The sequence below is a fragment of the Cobetia sp. 3AK genome, from assembly GCF_029846335.1.
Lineage (GTDB): Bacteria > Pseudomonadota > Gammaproteobacteria > Pseudomonadales > Halomonadaceae > Cobetia > Cobetia marina.
Genome location: NZ_JARWKR010000005.1, coordinates 355484 through 380950, shown reverse-complemented (window position 1 = coordinate 380950; position 25467 = coordinate 355484). Strand labels below are relative to the sequence as shown.

At 60.0% G+C, this 25467-nt stretch carries 14 protein-coding genes; 7 read left to right on the top strand and 7 right to left on the bottom strand.

The window, feature by feature from the left end; genetic code table 11:
• From QD228_RS09775 to QD228_RS09765, 3 genes are all read right to left on the bottom strand, one after another.
• Positions 1-306: VCBS domain-containing protein (locus QD228_RS09775; protein WP_279875420.1), on the bottom strand; the 306-nt coding region annotated here is incomplete at its 3' end.
• Between the two features lie 34 nt (positions 307-340).
• The gene (locus QD228_RS09770) at positions 341-12472 is read right to left on the bottom strand and encodes a VCBS domain-containing protein (RefSeq protein ID WP_279875418.1); all 12132 of its coding nucleotides are present in this window, start codon (positions 12470-12472) and stop codon (positions 341-343) included.
• A gap of 442 nt (positions 12473-12914) precedes the next feature.
• On the bottom strand, positions 12915-13355 hold the full coding sequence (locus QD228_RS09765) for a low molecular weight phosphotyrosine protein phosphatase (RefSeq protein WP_254696498.1): 441 nt from the start codon (positions 13353-13355) through the stop codon (positions 12915-12917).
• Between the two features lie 345 nt (positions 13356-13700).
• Here QD228_RS09765 and QD228_RS09760 point away from each other — a divergent pair, with 345 nt between their 5' ends.
• Positions 13701-15083 (top strand): NAD-dependent succinate-semialdehyde dehydrogenase, encoded by a 1383-nt coding sequence (locus QD228_RS09760; protein WP_279875416.1) that lies wholly within the window; start codon positions 13701-13703, stop codon positions 15081-15083.
• A gap of 187 nt (positions 15084-15270) precedes the next feature.
• Here the strand turns inward: QD228_RS09760 and QD228_RS09755 are convergent, their stop codons facing one another.
• Positions 15271-16110 (bottom strand): cation diffusion facilitator family transporter, encoded by an 840-nt coding sequence (locus QD228_RS09755; protein ID WP_279875415.1) that lies wholly within the window; start codon positions 16108-16110, stop codon positions 15271-15273.
• Positions 16111-16496: 386 nt separating this feature from the next.
• Here QD228_RS09755 and QD228_RS09750 point away from each other — a divergent pair, with 386 nt between their 5' ends.
• The 3 genes from QD228_RS09750 to QD228_RS09740 all read left to right on the top strand — a co-directional run bounded on the left by QD228_RS09750 (position 16497) and on the right by QD228_RS09740 (position 19310).
• Entirely contained in the window at positions 16497-17426 is a 930-nt protein-coding gene (locus tag QD228_RS09750; RefSeq protein WP_084208522.1) for a DMT family transporter, read from the top strand.
• 94 nt (positions 17427-17520) lie between these two features.
• Entirely contained in the window at positions 17521-18627 is a 1107-nt protein-coding gene (locus QD228_RS09745) for an endonuclease/exonuclease/phosphatase family protein (protein WP_136939351.1), read from the top strand.
• A 182-nt stretch (positions 18628-18809) separates the two neighbouring features.
• A complete protein-coding gene (locus tag QD228_RS09740; RefSeq protein WP_279875413.1) occupies positions 18810-19310 on the top strand; it encodes a DUF1456 family protein in 501 nt (166 codons plus the stop codon).
• Positions 19311-19418: 108 nt separating this feature from the next.
• On the opposite strand, the gene QD228_RS09735 is transcribed toward QD228_RS09740, so the two are convergent.
• On the bottom strand, positions 19419-20282 hold the full coding sequence (locus QD228_RS09735; RefSeq protein ID WP_084208521.1) for a PA4780 family RIO1-like protein kinase: 864 nt from the start codon (positions 20280-20282) through the stop codon (positions 19419-19421).
• A 150-nt stretch (positions 20283-20432) separates the two neighbouring features.
• Positions 20433-21503, bottom strand: a complete 1071-nt coding sequence (locus QD228_RS09730) for an NAD(P)-dependent alcohol dehydrogenase (RefSeq protein ID WP_077375804.1) — start codon at positions 21501-21503, stop codon at positions 20433-20435.
• 18 nt (positions 21504-21521) lie between these two features.
• Between QD228_RS09730 and QD228_RS09725 the strand changes: the two genes are divergently transcribed.
• Both QD228_RS09725 and QD228_RS09720 read left to right on the top strand, forming a co-directional pair.
• Complete coding sequence (locus QD228_RS09725; RefSeq protein WP_254696500.1) at positions 21522-21956, top strand: hypothetical protein; 435 nt, start codon at positions 21522-21524, stop codon at positions 21954-21956.
• Positions 21957-22374: 418 nt separating this feature from the next.
• Positions 22375-22869 (top strand): NYN domain-containing protein, encoded by a 495-nt coding sequence (locus QD228_RS09720; protein ID WP_279875408.1) that lies wholly within the window; start codon positions 22375-22377, stop codon positions 22867-22869.
• Positions 22870-23019: 150 nt separating this feature from the next.
• Here QD228_RS09720 and QD228_RS09715 read toward each other — a convergent pair whose 3' ends face one another.
• Positions 23020-23790: a UTRA domain-containing protein gene (locus tag QD228_RS09715; RefSeq protein WP_279854648.1), complete on the bottom strand. Its 771-nt coding sequence runs from the start codon at positions 23788-23790 to the stop codon at positions 23020-23022.
• Positions 23791-24364: 574 nt separating this feature from the next.
• Here QD228_RS09715 and QD228_RS09710 point away from each other — a divergent pair.
• Positions 24365-25453 carry an extracellular solute-binding protein gene (locus QD228_RS09710; protein ID WP_240499713.1) on the top strand — a complete coding sequence of 363 codons (1089 nt, stop codon included), beginning with the start codon at positions 24365-24367 and terminating at the stop codon, positions 25451-25453.
• Positions 25454-25467: the final 14 nt, after the last annotated feature.

The window sequence follows — 25467 nt, the reverse complement described above, 5'->3', positions numbered from 1 at the left end:
CACGGAGAGCGTGCCGGCGGTGGTCAGGGTGTCATCCGTCTCGGTCAGCGACTCGGCCGCACTGTCGTCGCCTTCAATGGCAATGACAGGCGCATCGTTGGTGCCGTTGATGGTGATGCTGACGACCTGCTCGGCGGTCACACCCTGGCTGTCGGTGACAACCACGGTGTAATCCAGCACCAGGCTTTCGCCGACGGCGAGGTGATCGAAGGCTTCGCCAGCGACACTGCTGCTGTCGAAGGTCCAGCTCAGCGTGCCGTCGTTGCTGACGCCATCGATGATGGCATCGGCGTCGACACTCAGCATGCCCAGCAGCTCGGCATTGCTCAGACCATCGGTGTCACCGGTAAGTGAAGGTCTCGTTGAGGCTTTCTCCGACAGCCAGCGCCTGAACATCCGCGTTGGTGTTGTCGAGCGTGTAGGTATAGCTGCCGTCTTCAGCGACGGTGATGCTGCCATAAGTGCCAGTCACCTCAGTATCCACTGCGCTGGCAGTGCCGGCGTTGGCGCCTGCACCGATACCACTGACGATCAGAGCATCGCTGTCATTGCCACCATCCGTATCGGTATCCGGTTCCGCATCGGTCAGGACATTGCCGGTGGTAGTGCTGCTATCACCGGTTGCGATGCCCTCTTCGAGGTCCGCCACGTTGTCGTAGGCTTCCGGCGCGACATTGGCCACGGCCCAGGTAAAGGTCGTCGTGACAATGGCGCCATGCTCATCCGTCGCGGTCAGGGTGACGGTGTAGATGCCGTCATCGTTGTCACCGCCGATGGAGGCATCCGGAGACAGCGTGCCGCTTATCTCGCCACTGGTCGGATCAATCGCGATACCGTCCGGCAGGTTGTCCGCAGAGAAGCTCAGCACGGCATCGTTGTCGACGTCAGTGAAGGCATCCGCGACGAAGAACGGCGTGATGGTATCGCCATCGTTGTCGCTCTGACCTGCCGGCTGTTCGTCAGTCACCAGCACCGGCGCATCGTTGGTGCCGGTGATGGTGATGGTCACGACCTGTTCGGCCGTCGCGCCCTGGCTGTCGGTGACCAACACGGTGTAATCGAGTTCGAGCGTCTCGCCGACAGCGAGATGATCGAAGGCTTCACCTTCAACACTGCTGCTGTCGAACTCCCAGTTCAGCGTACCCTCGGTGCTGGCGTCACCGATGATGGCATCGGCATCAACAGAGAGCATGCTCAGCAGTTCAGCATTGCTCAGGCCATTGGTGTCACCGGTAGAAACGACGGAGGCGACGCTGGGGGTCACTTCATCGGTGGTATCGACATCACTGACCGACAAGGTGCCAGAGGCATTCAGAGTCGCATCGGTTTCCGTCAAGGTTGCGGATGCACTGTCATCCGCATCAATGTCGATGACCGGGGCGTCGTTGGTGCTGTTGATGGTGATGGTGAGCAGCGCGGTATCAAAGCCGCCCTGGCCATCGGAGATCTGGTAAGTGAAGGTCTCGTTGAGGCTTTCCCCGACAGCCAGCGCCTGAACATCCGCGTTGGTGTTGTCCAGCGTGTAGGTGTAGCTGCCATCTTCTGCAATGGTGATGCTGCCGTAGGTGCCAGTCACATCAGTGTCAACGGCACTCGCAGTCCCGGCGTTGGCGCCAGCACCGATACCACTGACGATCAGAGCATCACTGTCATTGCCGCCATCCGTGTCGGTATCCGGTTCCGCATCGGTCAGGACATTGCCGGTGGTGGTGCTGGTATCGCCAGTCGCGACGCCCTCTTCGAGGTCCGCCACATTGTCGTAGGCTTCCGGCGCGACGTTGGCCACGGTCCAGGTGAAGGTCGTGGTGACGGTGGCGCCATTTTCATCCGTCGCGGTCAGGGTGACGGTGTAGGTGCCATCAGCATTGTCACCGCCGATGGAGGCATCCGGAGACAGCGTGCCGCTGATCTCACCGGTGGTCGGATCAATCGCGATTCCGTCCGGCAGGTTATCCGCAGAGAAGCTCAGCACGGCATCGTTGTCGACGTCAGTGAAGGCATCCGCCACGAAGAACGGCGTGATGGTATCGCCATCGTTGTCGCTCTGATCCGCCGGCTGTTCATCCGCCACCAGCACCGGCGCATCGTTGGTACCGGTGATGGTGATGGTCACGACCTGTTCGGCGGTCGCGCCCTGACTGTCGGTGACCACCACGGTGTAATCGAGCTCGAGCGTCTCACCGACAGCGAGATGATCGAAGGCTTCGCCCGCAGCACTGCTGCTGTCAAACGTCCAGGTGAGAGTACCGTCATTGCTGGCAGCATCGATGATCGCATCAGCATCCACGCTGAGCATGTCGAGCAACTCGGCATCGGTCAGATCATTGGTATCCCCGGTGGAGACGACAGAGGCGACACTCGGAGTGACCTCATCGCTGGTATCGAGATCACTGACGGAAAGCGTGCCGGTCGCGTTCAGCGGTATGTCAGACTCGGTCAGTGCAGCGGAAACGGAGTCATCACCTTCGATGGCAATGATCGGTGCATCGTTGGTGCCATTGATGGTGATCGAGACGACCTGCTCGTCGGTCGCACCTTGGCTGTCAGTCACGAGGACGGTGTAATCCAGCACCAGGCTTTCGCCGACGGCGAGGTGATCGAAGGCTTCACCAGCGACGCTCGAGCTATCGAAGTCCCAATTCAGGGTGCCATCATTGCTGACGCCATCGATGATCGCATCGGCATCGACGGAGAGCATGCCCAGCAGGTCGGCATCGCTCAGGCCATCGACATCGCCGGTCGTGGCCACGGATTCGACACTCGGCGTGACGCTGTCCGAGGTATCCAGATCACTGACTGACAAGGTGCCAGACGTGGCGAGGGTATCGTCTGTCTCGGTCAGAGATTCCTCCGCGCTGTCATCACCGCCCAGGGCAATGACCGGGGCATCATTGGTGCCATTGATGGTGACGGTCAACAAGGCGGTATCGAAGCCACCCTGTCCATCAGATACCTGATAGGTGAAGGTCTCACTGAGCACCTGACCGACCGCGAGCGCTTGAACGTCCTCATCGGTGTTGTCGAGACTGTAGGTATAGGAGCCATCGTCCAGAATGACGACGGAGCCATAGTTGCCGGACACACTGTCACCCGCAGACGAGAACGCGGCCGGCACTGCACCGAAGGCGACACCACTGACGATCAGAGCATCATCATCGTTACCGCCATCACTGTCGGCCTCATCATTGGCACCGGCACCAGTCGCGCCCAGCACATTGCCGGTGACGTCGCTGGTATCGCTGCTGGCGACACCTTCATCAATGAAGGCAGCATCGTTCTCGGCGACAGGATCGACATTGGCAACGGTCCAGGTCAGCGTGGTGCTGACATCTGCACCGAATTCATCCGTAGCGGTCAGCGTGATGGTGTAGACACCCTCCACACCGCCCTGAGAGGCATCGCTGGTCAGGGTGCCGCTGATTTCACCGGTAGCGGAGTCGATGGACAAGCCATCCGGCAGCACGTCAGCGCTGTAGGTCAACGTCGCGGTGGTGTCGATGTCCGTGAAGGCGTCAGCCACCGTGAAGGGCGTGATGGCCTCACCGTCGACATTGGATTGATCTTCCGGCTGGTCATCCGGGTCCGCAGAGAGCACCGGCGCATCATTGCTGCCAGTGATGGTGATGGTGACAACCTGCTCGGCAGTCGCCCCTTCGCTGTCTGTCACCAACACGGTGTAATTCAGTACCAGCGTCTCACCTTCTCCCAGATAGTCGAAGGCTTCCGCATCAGCGCTGCTGCTGTCGAATGCCCAGTTGAGAGTGCCGTCATTGCTGGCACCGTCAATGATCGCATCAGCATCCACGCTGAGCATGGCAAGCAGCTCAGCATTGGTCAGGTCATTGGTATCACCGCTGGAGGCGACGGCCGTGACGCTCGGCGTCACTGTATCGCTGGTGTCCAGGTCGCTGACAGAAAGCGTACCCGTCGCACTCAGCGCAATATCTGACTCATCCAGCGCGGCGGTTGCGGCGTCATCCCCTTCGATGGCAATGACCGGCGCATCATTGGTGCCGTTGGTCGTAATGGTGAGCAGCGCGGTATCGAAGCCACCCTGGCCGTCAGAGATCTGATAGGTGAAGGTCTCGTTGAGGCTTTCGCCGACGGCCAGCGCCTGAACATCCGCGTTGGTGTTGTCCAGGGTGTAGGTATAGCTGCCATCCTCGGCGATGGTGACGCTGCCGTAGGTGCCAGTGACTGCAGACCCCGCTGTCGTGTCAGTCCCGGCATTGGCGCCGGCGCCCACTGCGCTGACGATCAGCGTATCCGTGTCGTTGCCGCCATCGACATCCACATCGCCATTGGTGTCGCCATCGCTCAACACATTACCGGTGGTGGTGCTGGTATCACTGATGGCAACGCCTTCATCAAGCTCAGCAGTGTTGTCGAAGGCTTGCGGGGCGACGTTGGCCACAGTCCAGGTGAAGGTCGTGGTAACGGTGGCACCATTCTCGTCAGTGCCAGTCAACGTGACGGTGTAGATGCCGTCATCGTTGTCACCACCAATCGAGGCATCGGGAGACAAGGTACCGCTGATCTCACCGGTGGTCGGATCAATCTCGATACCGTCAGGCAGATTGGCAGCCGAGTAAGTCAGGTCCGCATCGTTATCGATGTCATTGAAAGCGTCGGCAACGATGAACGGCGTGATGGCTTCACCATCATTGCCACTCTGATTCTCCGGCTGCTCACCCGCTACCAGCTGCGGTGCATCATTGCTGCCGGTGATGGTGATGGTCACGACCTGTTCGGCCGTCGCGCCTTCGCTGTCGGTCACCAGCACGGTGTAGGCGAGCTCAAGGGTCTCGCCGACGGCGAGGTAGTCGAAGGCGTCACCCCCGACACTGCTGCTGTCGAATTCCCATGTCAGGGTGCCATCGTTGCTGGCGTCATCGATGATCGCATCCGCATCCACGCTGAGCATGCTCAGCAGCTCGGCATTGGTCAGATCATTGGTATCACCGGTGGAGGCAACCGATTCGACGCTCGGCGTCACTTCATCCGTGGTATCGAGATCACTCACCGAGAGAGTGCCGGACGTGCTCAGCGGCGCATCGCTTTCCGTCAATGCAGCGGAATCACTGTCGCCGTCCTCAAGGGCGATGACAGGCGCGTCATTGGTGCCGTTGATGGTGATGGTGATGTCTTGCTGGGACGTCCCTCCCTGAGAGTCCTCCACCTCGACGGTGTAGGTCAGCACCAGACTTTCCCCTGCCGCCAGATGATCGAAGGCCTCACCTTCGACGCTTGAGCTGTCGAAGCTCCAGCTGAGAGTGCCGTCATTGCTGGCAGCATCCACGAGGGTGCCTTCATCGACACTCAACATGCCCAGCAGATCAGCATTGTCGAGAGTATCCGCGTCACCGTCCGCAGTTACCGTGGTGACACTGGCAGTCACGGTATCAGTGGTATCGAGATCACTCACGGACAGGGTGCCGGAGGTCGCAAGCGATGCATTCGTTTCGGTCAACGATTCCGCTGCGCTGTCAGCACCTTCCACGGCAATTTCAGGAGCATCCTGAGCACCGATGACAGTGATGGTCAGGGTATTGCTGGATTCAGCGCCGTTGTCGTCACGCACGGTATAGGCAACGGTGGTGGTCGCAGCCTCACCCACGGCGAGATCATCGAAGTCGGTGCCCGGCGCAAAGACATAACTGCCATCTGCAGCGATGGCGACAGTGCCACCGCCCGTCATGGCGACAGCGGTGCCTATGCCAGAGCTAGACCCCGCGACCTGGCTGACAGTGCTGGTGGAGCCCGTATCGATATCGATGTCATTGGCCAGCACGCCAGCGGCAGCCGCGACGCTCAGATCAGCGTTTTCTGCGGTCGTGCCAGTATCCGCCACAGCGACCGGTGCATCATTGACGCCGGTAATGGTGATGCTGACGGTGGTCTGGGTGACACCGTCCGCATTGGTGACCGTCAAAGTATCCGTCAGCGTGGCACCCAGGTTGAGCTGCTGGATGACAGACTGAGTATTGTCGGCACTGTAGGTCCAGTTGCCATCGGCATCGACAGTCAGTTCGCCGTAGGTGCCGGTCACGGTCTCAGCGCTGAACTTGTCTTCCCCGGTGTCGCCACCGGTGCCAGCATCCAGCGTGCCACTGGTGGTCAGCTCATCATCCGCTGACACATTGGTGTCTTCGGTGACATTGCCGGTGTCCGGGGTCAGCGTGGGAATGTCATCCACACCATTGACTGTCACGCTGACAGTGGCGGTAGAGACACCACCCTCGCCATCGCTGACCTGATAGGTAATGGTGGTGACGGCGCTCTCGCCATCGGTAAGGCCATCAAAATCGGCGCCCGGATCAAAGCTCCAGGTGCCATCGGCGTTGACCGTGAAGGATCCACCGGTGCTGCCCGAGACAGCGCTACCGACTCCGGCAGTGTTGCCATTCACCTGAGTGATGGTGAAGTCGGCAGTGGGAGTGTCCAGGTCGGTGTCGTTGTCGAGCAGACTGGTAGTGTCAGCGGTGGACAGCGCGACGCCTTCATCGGTTGAGTCGGCATCCGCCACGGCTACCGGGTCGTCGTTGTTGTCGACGACTTTCAGATAGCCGGTCAGCGTGTTGCTGGCCAGCGAGTCGCCGTCGATTTCGGCCAGTCCATCATTGTTGCCGTCATTGACGACCACGGTGTAGGCGCGTGTGTCGGTGTCGGGATCATCGCTGGTGTTCTGGTAGGTCAGTGAATCGATCAATGCCGAGACCTGAGCTGCCGTGGTACCGGAGTCGAGCGTCACCGTCAGGGTGCCGTTGACCAGAGTCGCGCTGGCGAAGCCATCAAGAGAATCATCGACCGAGAACACATCGGCATCCGTCGCCGCATCGATGCTGACCGTGATGGTGCCGCCACCGAAGTTGTCGCCGACCAAGGCAGTATCGACATCCGAAAGCGACGCGCCTGATACCAACGCTACCTCGGCACTGCCGGTGCCTGCGCCATCATTCTCTGCAACAGAGATGGCAAAGGCTTGGGGCGCCGTGCTACCAGTGAGCACCGGTGCATCATTGATCGCATTGACCGTCGTATTGAGGGTGTCGGCATCGGCCACGCTGGACCAGATGCCGGTCTCATCAAAGGTGGACACGTCCACGGTGGCTTCAGTAATAGCACTGCTATCATCGGCTACGACGTAGGTCAGGCCAGCCGGATCACCGTGGTAGTTCTCCGCCGGCAGGAAGCGCACAGAGTCAGTCGCCGACAGCACCAGCGCATTGCTGGCGCTGACATCAGCCGGGACATCGGTCCAGCTAGCACCGCCATCGGTGGAGTACTGCCAGGTCCCTTCGCTATCGTCAGCAGGATTGGAGGTGATGGCGATAGCCGCCAGCGCATTGGCAGAGCTGCCACCCGACACAGCCTCCTGAGTCTGATCATCGGCGGAGGCGTCATCGAAATTGTCCCCGACCAGATCAGCGACGGTCGCGCCAGCCGGATCGGTATCGTCTTCATTGATGGCCGCGAGAATCACACTGTCATCAGGTGTCGTCGGGGCATCATTGACGGCAGTGATGCTGGTATTGATGGCAATGGTGCGGCTTGACCAGACGCCTGTCTGATCACCGAGATTGCCATTGGCATCATCGCTCAAGTCAAACAGGTCAGTCGCGGAATCACTGGTGTCGATATCGGTATCACTGTTATCGCCCAGGCGAACGGTCAACGCGCCCGGCTCACCATTGAAATCATCGGCGGGCACGAAGCGGATATCGGCATCTGCAGCGACGACCAGTGCACTGCTGTCAGACACATCCGTCGGGACATCGACCCACTCAGTACCTACCAGCACCTGCCAGGTGCCCTGGTCACTGTCAGAGCTGTTGCCAGTGATGGCAACGTAGCTCAGGTCAGTCTCGGTGGTGGCATCGGTATTGCCATTCTCATCGGTCTGATCATCGGTGGTGTCATCGTACTGATTGACCAGTAGCGCATAGAGACCCGTGCCGGCGATATCTTCAGCCGCGGTGTCTTCTGCAACGGAGGTCACTCTTTCCGCTGTACCGGCGGCAAGCGGACGATCATTGACCGGTGTCACCGCGAGAGTGATATCACGGGTCGCTATCTGTGCACCGCCCTGGCCGGTATTGCCGGCGTCATTGAACACGATGCTGAGGGTATCTTCACCATAGAAGTCGGCTGCGGGAGTATAGACCTCGCTATCCAGTGAGGCCTGAAGCGATGCGACGGTACCCGTGAAGGTGATGGTGTTGGTGCCATTGCTGAAGGTGCCGTGCTCCACCGTCAGCGTCAGCGTCAGGTTGTCAGCACCGAAATCATCGGCATCATCCAGGGTCACTCCGAGCTCTGACAGCGTGAGGCTGCCATCCTCGACCACGGTGGTTGTACCAGTCGGGGCAGAGATGGTCGGTGCATCGTTGGTGCCGGAGATGTTGATGGTCACGGCGGCAGTCGCGGTCAGGGCTGTCAGCACTGCCTGATCACCATTACCATCATCACTGAAACTGAAATTGAGCGTGGCCGTCGCATCGGCATCAGTGTCATCAGCAGTAAAGACCAGCGTTGCCAGTGCGTCGTTGATGTCATCCAGAGTGCCGGTCAGCGTCACCTCGGTGCCATCAGCGCTGACGATACCATCCGTCATGCTCAGCGCACCCTGCGCACCGGATTCATCGATACTGACGGTAATGGTCTGGACGTCGTTGAAGACATCCTGAGCGGAGTCATCAGGATCAGAGACTGTCACGCCAGTGATGGTCAGGGGCTGACCATCATCCATCGTCTGCACCGGCGTAGTGGAGGTCAGTACCGGCTCATCATTGACGGCAGTGATGGTGATATCTGAGGTGGCGACCGTGGTGAGAGCGGTGCTGTCACCATGAAGGTCGGTATCCGTCGCGGTGACGGTCAGCGCGACGGTGCCATTGTCATTGGCATCCGGCTGGTACTGGACGTTTGCCAAGGCGGTCGCGAGCTCTTCCTGAGTTCCCACCAGGGTGATGGTGTCAGTGCCATCGTTGCTGACAGTCACATCACCCGCATCCGTGATCTGCAACGTGCCATTCGGGACGCTCAGTACGACGGTGATATCGGTATCGAAGCTGTCAGCATCCGTCACCGTGATGGTGCCGATATTCTGATAGCCGCCGTCTTCAGTCACGGTCAGACCGTCAGTATCCGGCAGCGTCACCACCGGCGCGTCATTGACGGTTGACACCCACAGTTCGATGCTCGCGGTCGCGGTATTGAAGTCGTCACCGATCGTCTCATTGTCCTGATTGGTGTCGCCGCCATTCAAGGAGCCGTCATCAAGACGATCATCGACGACAGCCTCGACGGTCCAGCGCTCATCGAAGTCTCCGGCCTCACCAGTCAGCACCATCTGGACTTCAAGAGAATCAAGCGACGACTGCACGGCAGACAGCGTTCCCTCGATCACCAGAGTATTGCCATCAGTGGTCACGGTAGAATCACTGCCTGTCGGCAAGGCCGTCAGCAACGCATCCGTGACAGGGACGACATCGCCATTCTCGTCCTTGAGGGTCAAGGTGACGGTAATGCTGTCGGTTTCGCCCTCATCGACACCAAGACCCGTCTCGCTGTCCAGGATATCGACGTCTCCTACCGTGAAGGCTCCCGCAAGTGAAAGTGTCTCGAGCGCACCTGATGGAATCAGCCTGTCGTCAGGTTGTGCCGAGGTGATCTCCGGCGAGTCATTCAGCGGAGCTATCTCGATACTGAAGGTGGCTTCCTGGGTCGTCAGCGGACCATCACTGACGGTAAAGGTGAAGTCATCCGCTCGGGTCTCACCGCCATCGTGCTCATATTTGAGCAGGCCATTGTCGATATCGGTCTGGGTAAAGGAACTGCCGACACGCAGCACCTTGCCATTCAAGGTCAAAGTGCCGTTATCCGGCACCGACGTGAGAACGTAGGTGGACTGATTGGTGGTGTTATCACTATCAACCGCTTGCAGCAGGCTGTTGCTGATGACGGAGGATTCACCCTCGCCGAGCGTCAGCACATTGTTGGCAGAGGTGCTCGAGACACCATCAGAATCCACGACGGTCTGATCATCTGCGTCTGCAGTCAGCGGGATGAGCGGGGCATCATTGAAGGGCGTGACCTCGATGGTCACGGTACCGGTATTGGAGACGTTGCCGGTTTCAGCCGTCGTATCGGCAGGGTCAGTAGTGACGGTATCGTAGAAGTTGTCCGGGGAATCCAGGTCATCACGCACGATGAAATCGAAGCTGTCGATGATGTCGCTGTTGGTCGCATCATCCTGATCGACCTGCTCTCCACCGGCATGGACATAACGCAGGCCACTGTCTTCGCCATCAGCGGACGTCGTCAGCAGGTCCCGGGAATACCACACATCCGAAGAGGCAGACTCCCATGAGCTGCCATTCCAGACTTCCAGTATGCCGCCGCTGAGTTCCGTCGTGCTGATCTGGAACCACAGATCATCGACCTCTCCCTCTCCATCAAGCCCCTCTTCACTGTCATCCACGTCCGAGAACACCACATCCTCTTCGGTGAGATAGACGATGCCATCGTTGCCCTCAGAGACGATATTGCCATCAGAGTCGAGAATATCGTCGGTCTGCTCCAGCACACCGACGGTGGAGTCACCCGCGACAGGGGCATCATTCACTGGCGTCGAAGAGAGGGAGAAGGTATCGGATTCAGAGAAGTCACCACCATTGGTAACGATGAAGGCAAAACTGGAATCGTGGTCTTCGCTGCCATCCTGCAGGAAGGTCACCAGACCTGCGTCAATGTCCGCCTGAGTGAAGCTGCCATAGGCATTCAGTGCCACACCATCGACATAGAGCGTACCGTTCTCCGGCAGCGAAGACACGGTGTAGACGATCTGGTTGGTCGGGAAGGTATAGGCCCCAGCCGTGACCGAATACTGCAGGTCTGAATTGGTGATGGTAGTGGATTCGGTGGAGGAGATCGCCTCGTTCACCGCCAGGCCAGTATTGGTAGGCACGAAAGCGATTTCAGCCAGTGGATCTACTCCCTCGCCGCCGTCTCCGTCGTCAACGGTAAAGGTCAAGGTGCCAACAGTTGGAGTAGCAACACCACCCCAGGTACCGGCATCGCCGGCTTCATCGAATGCCTTGAACTCGGAGTCCACCAGCGTGAAGGTAAAGCCAGTATCACTGGTCGTGCCCTCGGGCGCCGTTTCGGTCTGGACATAACGCACTAGCCCATCATCGATCTGTTCCTGCGTAAAGGTTGTCCCCGCAATCAGCTCAATCCACTGCGGAGAGGCCTGCGTCCCGATGTTGAGCTGAATCTGACCGTAGGTAGGCTCTGTCGCAATGGAATAGGCCAATTGCGCCGCGGTGCTGTCAGGGTCTTCGGCATTCAAGGAAGCCGTAGTGATGGCGACGGTGCTATCGGCGTTCGCAGTGGAATCCAACGCAACCGTGCTGGGCGTCAGCGTCGGGTCATCATCATTCTCGAGAATGGTGATATCGACGGTGCGCACCGTCGTCAATTCGGCACCAGAGACTTCACCGCCACCGGCATCGGTGACCGAAATGGTGAAATATGGCGAGACGGCATCGGGCTCATCACCATCGTGGGCGAAGGACAGCAGTTCCAACTGGTCGGCGTTGAAGGTAGCGTAATCGGAATCCTGGCTATCGATGATCTCGTCAGCATCCACCTCACCATCACCATCGACATCCAGGAACAAGGTTCCACGCTCGGCAAGATTACCGAAATCGGTAATGGTAACGGTGGCGTTTTCAGCCGCGTCCGCATGTGCGGATTCCTCGTCGGAATAGGTCAGCCCCAGTGAGGTGCTTTCGCCTTCGAACTGGACAGGCTCGCCTTCAATGCTCGGCGCGGAGTTGAGCGGTTCCAGAGCTATGTTCAGCGTGCTGCTGGCCGTACCGCCAGCACCATCGACAACGGAAATCGCGAAGCTGTCAGTATCTCCCGCCGCGACATCGCTCCCATCCTGGGTATAGACCAACTGGCCCAGCTGGGTGGCATCGAAGGTGGAACCCACCGCCACTGGCGAGCCCTTGAAGGTCAGCGTACCGTTGGTCGGCAGAGTATCGATCTCGATGATCAGCTGATCATAACTCTGCTCTCCACTGGTGACATCCGGGTCACTCAACCCCAGCGCTTCCATGGAGAAGGTATAGCTGCCCTCTTCGGTGACCGTGGCACTCGGGTCAACGAGAACCGGGTTATCATTCACCGCACTCAGTGTAGCCACGAAGTCGAAGCTATCACGCGCCTCTCCATCTTCGGTGAGGGTCATGCTCAGCGTGATATCAGTGGTGTAATCCTGACCCGGTGTCACGGACAAGTCGGCCAGCGCAGCACTGATCTCTTCGGCCGTACCCTCAAGTTCTACACTGGTGCCACCAGTACTGAACGCAGCGCCGGCGGCGATGGCATCGTCATCCAGCGTCAGCTCAAGCTTGTACTCATCCGAATTTCCATCTTCATCGGTATCCCCGCTATCCGTCACGCTCAAGCTCGACAGCGAATAGCTCTCATCCTCCGTGCCAGAGAGAGTTGCCTGAGAGTCGCCATCAGCCGAAACGTCGGCGCTCTCGGCGACAGTGACAGCAGCAGCAGCATCCAACAGTAGACGAGGCTCAAGAGCCTGGAGGTCGAGTTCGCGCATGAGAGAAGGCACCAATGTAATTGTGATGAGACGACTGGTAACAAAAATATACAGTTCGTAGCAAAAACCCGCAACAAAGGACCTTCTGCGAGGCTGAGAACCTTGAGGCATCTATATGGCTTAAGAGATATAGAATATACAAAAAAATTGATGAAATGCTAATTGCCTGTGCAACAAAGGCATTTCCATGCACAAAAAAAGGAAGGACCGCAATCTTACGGCGCCCCTTCCTCTTACTTGTCAACAACTCTCGAAACACTCTCTTACATACGTAATCTAGACATCAACCGAGTTTACTCACCCACAGCGCCGCAGCGTCCACGAGTTTCTGGTGCGCGTGCCGGAAGGCCTCTTCACTCTTGCGATAGGGATCCGGAATCTCTTCGCCCTGGCCCCCCGCCAGCCAGCGGCCGAACATCATCGTCTTGCCACTGACTTGCGGGGCCATCTGGTTGATGGCACGACGATGACCATCGCTCATGACCAGAATCAGATCCGCCGCCGTCAACATCTCAACCGATACCTGCCGCGCACGATGCCCATCAACCTCCAGACCGGACTCGAGAGCGAATCTAGCCGCCGTGGGTTCGACAGGATGATCGACCAATGCGCCCACACCCGCCGAGTGAACCGTCTTGCCCGGCAACGCTTGCTTCAGCAGTGCCTCACCGACCGGACTGCGACAGATATTGCCGGTACACACCACCAGAATATTGTTGAACACGCTGACTTCCTCTTCCTTGTGACGCTTGCACTCATGTCGATGGCCCGGGGGGAGACGCTTTCCCGCGCCCGGACACCAGAGGGCCATTGTCGCATGCTGGCAGCCCGTGCGGCAGGCTTGCGAGGCTCGATGGACGCAGCCTGTGACGTTTCAAGGGGGACGCGCGTGCTCGAATGGCAACACTGAGATGACGCCAGATCGATCACCTCGGCTCTTGAAGGTCAGCGGCGGCATCTCCAGTTCTTGTCGTGTAGCCAATGAGGTGGCTGATCCAAGGTCGATGTCGCTCATGTGATATTCGCCGCTCGGCCACTCGCTGAACCAGCACCCAGATAGGGAGGCAAGATGAGCAACAAGACACTGACCGCGACCAATCCGGCCAATGACAAGGTTCTCAATGAATACGCCACGCTGAGCAAGGACGAGGTTCAGCAGAAACTGGAACAGACGCGCACTGCCTATCCGCAATATCGTCAGCTCTCGCTGGAAGAACGTGCGAAACGTCTGCACGCACTGGCAGATCTGATAGATCAGCGCCAGCAGGACATTGCCACCTTGATCGCCCATGAGATGGGCAAGCCGTATCAGCAGGGCATCAGCGAGACACAGATCTCCTCCAGCATCGCGCGTTTCTACGCCGACAACCTGCCCACGTTGATGGAAACCGAGCAGCGCGACGTCGAGGGTGCCGTCAGAGCCAAGATCGTCAAGGACCCCATCGGCGCAGTGCTGGGCGTGATGCCGTGGAACTATCCGCTCTATCAGGTCATCCGCTTCGCGACCCCGGCACTGGCAGGTGGCAACGTCTGCCTGATGAAGCATGCCTCCAACGTCCCGGGTTGTGCCGAGCTGATCACCCAGCTGTTCCACGAGGCCGGTTTCGAAGATGGCGTCTTCACCTGGCTGCCGGTGGGCTCGGAGATGATCGAAGACATCATCAATGATCCTGTCGTGCAGGGCGTGACCCTCACCGGCAGCGAAGAGGCAGGCCGCAAGGTCGCCGAGCAGGCCGGTGCGGCGCTCAAGCCCAGCGTGCTGGAACTGGGAGGTATCGATCCATTGATCGTGCTGGATGACGCCGACATCGAGCGCGCGGTGGATCTCGCCATCGCCGGACGTTTCGACAATACCGGCCAGAGCTGTGCCGCCTCCAAGCGCTTGATCGTCGACAAGTCGATCGCCGAGGACTTCTCCAGACGTTTGATCGAGAAAGTGAAGGACATGCGCATGGATGACCCGCTCAGCGAAGGGGTCGACATCGGTCCGATGTCACGCAAGGACCTGCGCGATGACCTGCATGATCAGGTGCAGCGTGCCATCAAGGCTGGCGCCAAGCTGGAATGCGGTGGCGAAATTCCGGATCGCGAGGGTGCCTGGTATCCGCCGACGGTACTGACCAACGTCACCCAGGGCAATCCAGCCTTCAATGAAGAGCTGTTCGGCCCGGTCGCTTCCGTGGTGGTCGCGGAGAACGAGGCGCATGCCATCGAGCTCGCCAACGACTGCCCCTACGGTCTGGGCAGCACGGTGGTGGCCAAGGACGACGAGCGCGGCGAACGTGTCTCGCGTCAGCTGGAAGCCGGCATGAGCTTCGTCAATCGCCCGACCACGCCTTTCGCCCAACTGCCCTTCGGCGGTGTCAAAGGCAGCGGCTATGGTCGTGAGCAGAGCGAATATGGCTTCGGTGCCTTCATGAACATCCGCACCGTCTATGTCGCCAAGCACTGAGGTGACACGTCATCGACGTCCTTGAGCACTGAGCTCTCGAGGCATCGATGTCGCGACGTCAGGCAGCCCATGGGCTGCAATCAACAACGCCCCGCTTTTCAGCGGGGCGTCTTGCGTCAGAAGGCTCCCAGGCTCTGCACGAGCGCCGGCATCACTTGTCCTGTCTGCGTGCCGTCAGCCGTCTCCATCAACGAGACACGCAGCCCTGCAGACAGGCTTCGCCTTCCAGCTGCACCGTGACGTGCGAGATCGCGTGGGTATCGAGCAGATAGGCCTGGACCCGCTCAAGCACCTCACCGGGAATGCCGGTATCGGTCACCACCACATGCAGGCTGGCAACCGGGGATTGAGGCGTCAGGCCCCACAGATGGAGATCATGCACGCCATCCACTCCCTCCAGTGTCAGCAGACCCGCCTGGATTTCCTCGTGGTCAAGTTGCTCCGGCGTCCCTTCCAGCAAGGTATGCGCCGAGCGTTTCACCAGCGACCAGGCACCGCGCAGTATCAGTACCGCTGCGAGCATCGACAGCAACGGGTCGGCCTGATTCCAGCCGGTGGTCATGATGACCAGCGAGGCAATGATGGCCGCCACGGAACCCAGCAGGTCGCCCATGACATGCAACAGGGCGCCGCGGAGATTGAGATTGTCCTGATCTCCCTTGTGCAATATCCAGAATGCCGCGATGTTGACGACAAGTCCGAGCACGGCAATCGCCAGCATCGGCCCTGCCAGCACCTCAGACGGCAGCCACAGGCGCTTGAGGGCAGCCATCACGATCGCGACACCGATGACCAGCAATGTCAGGCCATTGACGAACGCGGCGAGCACCTGGAAACGCGCATAGCCGAAGGTCAGCTTGCGGGTCGCTGCGCGATGTCCGAGGCGAAACGCTCCCCACGCCAATGCCAGCGACACGGTATCACTGAGCATATGGCCGGCGTCCGCCAGCAAGGCCAGAGAGCCCGCCACCAGTCCGCCGACGACTTCCGCCAGCATGAACCCGCCGGTCAGCCACATCGCCAGCATGACCCGCCTTTCGCTGTCAGCGGTCACCTCAGGTGCATGGTCATGATGTCCATGACCATGTGAATGGCCGTGTGAATGACCATGGTGATGACCGTGTGAATGACCATGCGCATGCACGTGCCCGGATTCATGCCCATGATCTTTCGATGTCGTGTCCTGCGACGGTGTCGCCATCCAGCCTCCTGACCACCATTCCTGCATTCGTGAAAAGCCGCGAGATCAATCGCTGCAACGCTATCGATTCCCTCTGCATTAGGCTTATCCTGCCACGGAATTCAAGCTCCATTGTTGAATTTGCAAGTTCCGATATATGACAGCACCGCCTGTATCAGCTTGTTAGGATAGAGATCAGACATTCCCATGCCCAAAGGAACCGACGCCACCCCATGAGCACCACTACCGAGACGACGCCTTCACGCTCGCCTTTCAAGGCCGATCTGTTGCTTCTGCTGGTCACCATCATCGCCGCCGCCGGCTGGATCTTCTCCAAGGAAGCCATGGCCGGTATGCCTCCGCTACTGTTCATCGGCAGCCGCTTCCTGCTGGCAGGCCTCATCCTGGCGATCTTCGACGCTCGCTCGCTGAGACAGCTTTCCACTACTCGCAAGCTGCGCGCCAGTGGAGTCGGCGTCCTGTTTGGCGGTGCCATGGCCTGCTGGTCATTGGGGGTGGCACTGTCCGAGCAGCTCGGCGTGATCGCGTTCATCAACAGTTTCGGGATTCTGATGGTACCGGTGCTCGCCCGCCTGCTGTTCAAGGACAGGCCGCCGATGAGCACCTGGATCGCCCTGCCCACCGCCCTGCTCGGTTTCGCTCTGTTGGGCATGGGACAACCCGGCGCTACGGAAAGCTTTCATATTGAACCGGCACAATGGCTCATCTTCGGGGCTGCCTGCCTGTTCGCCCTGGTGTTCAACTTCAATTCACGTCTGGTGCGCAATATCCCGGCCCTGCCGCTGACAGCCATCCAGCTGATGACCACCGGCGTCACCTGCCTGGTGCTGTCGGCCATCAGCGAAAGCTGGCCGGCCGGCATCAGTCTCGACATCCTGAGCTGGTTTCTGGCCAGTACTCTGATCGCCAGCACCCTGCGTTTCTTCCTGCAGATTTACGCACAGAGCCTGACCACGCCCAGCCATGCCTCGGTCATCCTGATGCTCGAAGCGGTCTGGGCGGCCCTGATGTCGGCGGCCTGGTTCGGAGAGCGCATGACCCTGATCCAGATGACAGGCTGCGGACTGATCTTCATGGCCCTGCTGATCAATCGCTGGCAATGGATCGCGCGTCTCTGGCGTCAGCGACGGGTTGCCTCGTGAGTAAAGCGTCCTGACTTGAGTGTCAGGCATGTCGCCACCATGTCTGACGCTTGAGCGTTTGATTTCCCGCCCCATTCCTGTCACCGGAGCCCCCATGATCCCCACGCTACTCGGCGTACTCACGCTGCTGATGGCAGCCTTCACCCTGCTGCCACTCACGCGCCTGCGGCATTGGTCCGTCCGCATCATGGACTTTCCCCGCCTGCAGCTGGCGGTACTCTGGGCGGCCCTGCTGGTGGCCGACCTTCTCGTTGGCGAGCTCGCGACAGGACTGCGGCTGACGCTGGCTTTCATCGCACTGGCAGGGCTCATCTACCAGGCGCAGTGGATCATTCCCTACACCCGGCTCGCCCGCTGTGAATCGGGCGTCGCGCAGCACAGTGATCCCGCACGTCATGTGCGTCTGTTGACCGCCAACGTGCTGACCAGCAACCACGACAGCGACGCCCTGCTGGCGATCGTCAGGCGCGAGCAACCCGACGTTCTCGTCACCCTGGAGTCCGATGGCTGGTGGGAAAGCCGCCTGGATGTCCTGGAGGGAGATGAGCCGGAGCATGGCTACCGGCATACGCTCAAGTGCCCGCTGGACAACCTCTACGGCATGCATGTCTATTCTCGTCTGCCCCTGCACGACGCCAGCATCGACTACCTGGTCGAAGATGACGTGCCCTCGATGCATGCCCATCTGGAGCTCAAGAGCGGCGATCGCATACGCGCTCATTTCCTGCATCCCGCACCGCCCAGCCCGACCGAAAACGAGGAGTCCAGTGAACGAGACGCGGAGCTTGTCATCGTGGCCAAGAGCGTGGCCGAGAGCGAGCAGCCCATCATCGTGACGGGAGATCTCAACGACGTGGCTTGGTCTCGCACCACACGCCTGTTCCGCAAACTGTCCGGCCTGCTGGACCCACGCGTCGGCCGTGGCATGTTCAATACGTTCCATGCCAGCATTCCCTTGCTGCGCTGGCCGTTGGACCACCTCTTCCATAGCCGGCATTTCAGCGTGGTGCGCGTGGCTCGCATGGAAGCCTTCGGCTCCGATCATTTCCCGCTGCTGACGGAGCTGGCACTGACCCCGAACCAGAAGACGAATCACGTCGATGAAAGGCCCGAGCCTGACGCGGAGGATCACGCCGAAGCACGCGAGACCGCAGAAGACGAAGACGTCAGTCATCAGGATGTCCCGACGCCCGGACGTTGATCACCGAAGTCGGCTCGCGGTTCTGCCTGCCGCCCTGACTCACGCCCTGCCTGCCACCCCGGCCGGGAAGCGCGCCGGGATGGAGCGGCACCCCACCCTGATCTGGTATGCTGCGCGCCATTGACGCCATGCATGGCGCGCCACGCAACTTCAAGACATCCTCAAAGACCGGACCCACGCCCGTGACCAACAACGACATCATCCGTCGCCTGCGCTACGCACTCAATCTCTCCGACAGCGACATGATCAACACCTTCGCCGCCGCCGACCACGAAGTCACCCGCGCCCAGGTCAGTGACTGGCTCAAGCGTGATGACGACGATGCCCAGCAGCGCATCAAGGACATCGATCTGGCCAGCTTCCTCAATGGCCTGATCAACGTGCGCCGGGGCAAGCGCGAGGGTGCTCAGCCCGCACCGGAAAAGCGTCTCGACAACAATCTGATCCTGCGCAAGCTCAAGATCGCCTTCGAGCTCAAGGACGATGACATGCTGGATCTGCTGGCGCTGGCCGGTTTCGAGATGATCACCAAGTCGGAACTGTCCGCCTTCTTCCGCAAGCCGGACCATCGCCACTACCGCGAATGCAAGGACCAGATCCTGCGCAATCTGCTCAGGGGCATCGAGCTGCGTCACCGTCGCCACGACCCGGAGACCGAGCAGCACGCCGTCGACCCCGCCTGAAGCCTTCGCTAGCCAGACACGACAACGCCGCTTCATCGTGAAGCGGCGTTGTCGTGTCTCAAGGCATCATCACCGGGCCTGATGCCCGGCGCTCCACCCGCTCAGCATCTAATCATCATCGCCGTCTTCGGCACTCTTCAGACGCGCCTTGCGTTCCTGCTCCTCTTCCATGGCGGCCATGATGTTCTCGAGCAGCGCATCCACGTCCGGCGCCTCAGGGTCATCCTCGAAGAGACCCGTCAGCTCGACATCCGGGTCCATGTCACCGGCCTCGAACAATGCCCATATCTCATCAGCGTAGCGAGTCTGGGCAAGTTCCGGAGCGAACATCGCATAGTAGGCGGTGATGTTGGCGACATCGCGCGCCAACATGCTCTTGGCATTGTTGTTGGCCGCTGCGTCCACCGCCTGCGGAAGATCGATGATCACCGGGCCGTAGTCATCGACCAGCACATTGAACTCGGACAGATCCCCGTGCACCAGGCCGGCATGCAACATGCGAACGATGTAATGCATCATCAAGGCGTGGTCTTCACGCGCCTGTTCCGCCGACATCGAGACGTCATTGAGGCGCGGTGCCACATTGCCATCGTCGTCGGTGACCAGCTCCATCAGCAGCACACCGTCAAAGCAGCCGTATGGCTGAGGCACGCGCACACCGGCATCGGCCAGACGATAGAGGGCATCCACCTCGGCGTTCTGCCAGGCGGCTTCCTGCTGGTCGCGTCCGAAACCGGAGCCCTTCTCCATCGCCCGCTGACGACGGCTGTTGCGTACCTTGCGGCCTTCCTGGTAGAGCACGGCCTGCTTGAAGCTGCGCTGGGCAGCATCCTTGTAGACCTTGGCGCAGCGAATCTCTTCTCCGCAGCGCACCACGTAGACCGAGGCTTCCTTGCCACTCATCAAGGGGCGAAGCACTTCATCGACCAGTCCGTCATCTATGAGCGGCTGGATTCTCTTTGGCGTTTTCATCGCGTTCTTATACGCGTTTTCGCCTCGATCGGGAATCACCCCATCACAATTTTGTGACATGACAGACGCGAAAGCCCCCGGCATCCAGAGGGATACCGGGGGCTTTTTTCATGCCACCACACCAGACCTGGCATGGTATGACGACAGGTGTCAGGCGTTCTTCAAGCTCTGCATGTCGATGACAAAGCGGTATTTCACCTTGCCCTGCTGCATGCGCTCCCACGCCTCGTTGATATTCTGGATGTCGATCATCTCGATATCGCAGGTGATGTCATGCTCGGCACAGTAATCGAGCACTTCCTGGGTCTCCGGCATGCCGCCGATCAGCGAGCCCGCCAGCACACGACGCTTCATGACCAGATTGCCGCCCTGCAGTGCGGGGTCTACCTCCTGCACCAGCCCGACGAGAATATGGGTACCGTCGTACTTCAGGGTATTGAGGTAGGGGTTGAGATCGTGCGGCACCGGTACCGTATCGAGCAGGAAATCGAAGGTTTCGGTCGCGGCGGCCATCTGCTCATCGTCGCTGGACACGATGACGTGATCGACGCCATTCTCGCGCGCTTCCGCTACCTTGGCTTCACTGCGCGTGAACAGGGTGACTTCACAGCCCATCGCCTTGGCGAACTTGATCCCCATGTGGCCCAGGCCACCCATGCCGATCACACCGACCTTGTCGCCAGACTTCACGCCATAGTGGCGCAGCGGAGAATAGGTCGTGACACCGGCACACAGCAGCGGCGCAGCCACCGCCGGGTCCAGCTTGTCAGGGATGGACACCACGAAGCGCTCGCTGACGACGATCCTGTCGGAATAGCCGCCTTGCGTGAGGCTGCCATCGTGGCGATCCGGGCTGCCGTAGGTCATGGTCATGCCCTCGAGGCAGTATTGCTCGAGCCCCTCGTGGCAGGCGCTGCACTCACGGCAGGAATCTACCATGCAGCCGACACCGACCATGTCACCCACCTTGTACTGGCTGACATCATCGCCGACCTGGGTAACTCGCCCGACGATCTCGTGACCCGGCACGATGGGATACTGGGTGAAGCCCCAGTCATTGCGACCGACGTGCAGGTCCGAATGACAGACACCGCAATACAGGATCTCGATGGCCACATCATCCGGGCGCGGCTGACGGCGCTCGAAATTCCATGGCGCCAGATCGGCGGAATCGGACTTGAGTGCGTAGCTTCGGGTGTTGCCGTCAAAGGTGTTCGCCATGCCAGCTCTCCTTGCATCATGAAAAGTATCAACGTGAAGAAGGAGATGTCGCCGCCTGGATCACTTTTCAACGCCCTGACTCACTGTCTGCTGGCATCTCTGTGTTGGTGTGATCGCAACAGCGCCGCTGTCGTCTCACGACATCACGAACATATCACGCAGCGAAATCACCACTTCTTAATTACTTCTGACGCGATCAAGCAGGAAAAACGCAGTCGTGTTATCATGCTCTTCCACCCCTCACGTCTCGGAACGGAGTCCCGCATGGCCAACACTCGTACTGCTGCCAAGAAGAAAGCACCCGCTGCTGTTGAAACATCCGCCTCGCTGGAAGCCCAGATGCAAGCCTTCCTCGATCGTGGCGGCAAGGTTGAAGTGATTGAATCCGGCGTCAGCGGTCAGATCATCGGCCACAAGCCGACCAAGCCCTCCAATCCCGCTGCCGGCAACTGATGCTTCCATCAGGCCCAGACTCGGCCTGATCGTGGCAAGCTGTCAGAAGATCGCCAGCCGCTGCTCGCCATGATTGGCAGCGGCCGGTCTCTGCCCTCCTCTCGAGATGGCGCTATCTGGAACAGCGCTGCTTTCAACAGCTCTGCTTTCAACCGATAGCACCAGACAGGTCAGGGTAGACAGATCACAGCAGACAGGTCAGAGAAAGACAGATCCGCTCTCCTTGCATGGTGTCAGCAGCACAAGCACTCATCGTCGGAGCCAGGCGCAATGCCTGAGTCATCCCGCGACACCTGAACGACTCCCACGCCGCACGCGCCTCCAGTACCTGCCTGCTCTGCTTCAGGCACATCATTCAGCCTTCCGGTCCCTGTGACAGCCAATGTCGAACTCTCCCACGCCCGCAATCCAACCGTCCTTGCCGACATCCGACTCGCCCACGCGCCTCGCCGTCTTCATCGATGTCCAGAATATCTATTACACCACCCGCGACACCTTTGGCCGGCAATTCGATTACCGCCGACTGTGGGCCGAACTGGAATCCCTGGGCAGCATCACGCATGCCTACGCCTATGCGATTGACCGTGGTGACCCCAAGCAGCAGCAATTCCAGCAACGCCTGCGCGAGATAGGCTTTGAGGTCAAACTCAAGCCCTTCATCCAGCGCGGCGACGGCTCGGCCAAGGGCGACTGGGATGTCGGCATCACCATCGACGTGATGGAAGCCGCCCCCGAGGTCGACGAGATCATTCTCGCCTCCGGCGATGGTGACTTCGCCCTGCTGCTGGAGCATGTCGCAGCGCGCCATGCCGTCACGACGCGTGTCTACGGCGTCGAGGCACTCACTGCCCTCGCCCTGATGCGCAGCTCTGATCACTTCCGCGAGATAGATGACACGCTGCTGATGCGCTGAGGGCTTGCCCCCACGATGCCCCACGGCCACATCACGCACGCCATTACCACAACGCCCGCAAGCCTTCCCGTCAGAGGAGGACTTGCGGGCGTTTTCGTCGAGTTGAAGGAAAGTCCCGGAGACTGGTGGCGTGTGTCCCCAGATTGCCCTCTAGCGCTGTGGTGCGGCGGATAACGTCAACTCGATGGCATCGTGACGCCAGTGTTCATCATCGCAGTCCACTGCGCGGCCATTCTGATCGAAGTTGATTCGCGTGATGCGCTGCGCCGGGCTACCCGGTGCCGCATTCAGGGCGACGGCCGTCTCGGCGTCGAACACGCTGGAGGCCAGCTCGAAGCTCACGCGCCGGATGCGAATGGCGTACTGGTGAAGGTAGAGCGTCGTCAGCGAATGCGCCGAGAGGTCGAAATCGAGAATGCCGGGGAAGCAGTCGCGTCGCAGGTGATGACAGACGTGCAGCACCCGCCGGCCATCGATGCGCCGCACCCGCGTGATGCGATAGACCCCGGCGCCCCGTGCAATTCCCAGACGCTGGGCGATCACCTCATCAGCGGGAACTTCCTGAGCGGCCAGCACCTCGGTGGAAGCGACCCGCTGCTGCGACTGCACCATCTCGTGAAAAGGCAGACATGCCAGCAGGTCATACCTGAGGCGCGGCGGCGAGACGAACCAGCCGCGGCGGTTCTCGCGATAGATTCGCCCTTCCGCTTCCAGCTGCAGCAAGGCATCTCGCAAGGTGACTCGTGTGGTGCCGAACCGCTCGATCATCTCACGCTCGGACGGCAGACGCTGCGAGGCATGCAGCGGCGCTGCTTCAAGATGGTTCAGCAGCCTGCCCTTGAGCCCGGTGACGGGCAAATCCGCCGTGCGCGTCAGGGAAGTTGCATCGTCACCTGTGGGCTCGATCGATGATGAAGGCATGCGAAGTTCCTGAAAGATAACGAAAGAGAGCGATTTCTGGCGAGTCACTTGCATGTCATCCAAGGTGTCCATCATGACAAGGCTCGAGAATCGCGATCGCTGTGGTCTAGTGTAGACGTCGCCAGGCGAGTCAGCCCACGCTCGCCGAGCACCATGACACAGGCATGACGATCCGGTGACAGCGCAAGGCTTTCCTGTGTGCTGCGCGTGAGAATCCGAGGCGGATATCTAGCACAGGAGCACGCTGTCATGCAGGGAATTGTCAGGAAATCAGCCGGCACCACGCAGCGTTGCGTCAAAACATGTAGCGCTGATGGCTGATGGCTCATTGCCACGACACTGACATCACGACACTGACATAGTGACGACACGCGACTGTCACAACCGCTGCGTAAAGTCATGTCAGCCCCGAGACTGAACTAGACCACAGAAATTGAGGTGGCAGGTCTCGAGGAAGACTGCGCAGGACAAGAACCAGCTTTGACCCCATCTCGCCTGCCTGCTCGCCTCGGCGACTCGCTGGCCAGGAATGCACTCTCGCATCCGTTGATTACCCCGTCTGGGAGGATTGTCATTGAAGTCGTTCACCGCTACCTCGCCCCGTACCGCCGGCCTGATGGTCTCGGCCCTCATGGCCACCCTGCTGAGCAGCGCCTCCGTCAGTGCCGCTGAAGTGCCGGAAGCACTGCTCAAGGCCGCCCAGGCAGAAGGCCGCGTCGACAGCGTCGGCATGCCGGACAGCTGGGCCAACTGGAAGGACACCTGGGCAGACCTCGAGTCGAAGTATTCCATCGCGCACAGCGATACCGACATGAGCTCCGCCGAGGAAGTCGCCAAGTTCAAGGCCGAAGGCGAGAACGCCACGGCAGATATCGGTGACGTGGGCTTCGCCTTCGGCCCCATCGCGGTCAAGCAGGGCGTGACTCAAGCCTACAAGCCGACCACCTGGGACGAGATTCCCGACTGGGCCAAGGATGAAGATGGCGAGTGGATGCTGGGCTACACCGGCACCATCTCCCTGATGATCAACAAGACACTCGTCAGTGAAGATCAGCGCCCCGCTTCCTTCGCGGATCTCGCCAATGGCGATTACAAGGTCTCCGTCGGCGCGGTCGGCAAGGCCTCCCAGGCCAACAACGCCATCCTGGCCGCAGCCTTCGCCAATGGCGGCAGCGAGTCAGACCTGACGCCGGGTCTGGAAGTGTTCGCCGAACTGGCCCGCCAGGGACGCCTGTCACTGGCCGAGCCGAGCATCGCCAACCTGGAGAAGGGCGAGGTGGAGGTCGCGCTGCTGTGGGACTTCAACGCGCTCAACTATCGCGATCAGATCAACCGCGACACCTTCGAGGTGGTCATCCCCTCGGATGCCTCCGTCACCTCGGGCTACGCCACCATCATCAACAAGCATGCCGCTCACCCGAACGCCGCCAAGCTGGCGCGTGAGTACATCCTGTCAGATGCCGGCCAGCTGAACCTGGCGGCAGGTTACGCCCGCCCGATCCGCGCCGAGCACCTGACCCTGCCGGAAGACATCGCCGCCAAGCTGCTGCCCAACGAGCAGTACGCCAATGCCCGCCCGGTACAGGACTTCGCCGGCTGGGAAGCCAGTGCCCGACAGCTGCCGCGTCAGTGGCAGTCCCAGGTACTGATCCACCAGCAGTGACCCCCGGCCTCTGT

Coding starts and splice junctions, on each gene's coding strand:
- QD228_RS09730 (WP_077375804.1), bottom strand. CDS start 21,503: ATGGCGAACACCTTTGACGGCAACACCCGAAGCTACGCACTCAAGTCC.
- QD228_RS09725 (WP_254696500.1), top strand. CDS start 21,522: ATGAAAAGTATCAACGTGAAGAAGGAGATGTCGCCGCCTGGATCACTT.
- QD228_RS09760 (WP_279875416.1), top strand. CDS start 13,701: ATGAGCAACAAGACACTGACCGCGACCAATCCGGCCAATGACAAGGTT.
- QD228_RS09735 (WP_084208521.1), bottom strand. CDS start 20,282: ATGAAAACGCCAAAGAGAATCCAGCCGCTCATAGATGACGGACTGGTC.
- QD228_RS09745 (WP_136939351.1), top strand. CDS start 17,521: ATGATCCCCACGCTACTCGGCGTACTCACGCTGCTGATGGCAGCCTTC.
- QD228_RS09755 (WP_279875415.1), bottom strand. CDS start 16,110: ATGCTGGCGATGTGGCTGACCGGCGGGTTCATGCTGGCGGAAGTCGTC.
- QD228_RS09750 (WP_084208522.1), top strand. CDS start 16,497: ATGAGCACCACTACCGAGACGACGCCTTCACGCTCGCCTTTCAAGGCC.
- QD228_RS09715 (WP_279854648.1), bottom strand. CDS start 23,790: ATGCCTTCATCATCGATCGAGCCCACAGGTGACGATGCAACTTCCCTG.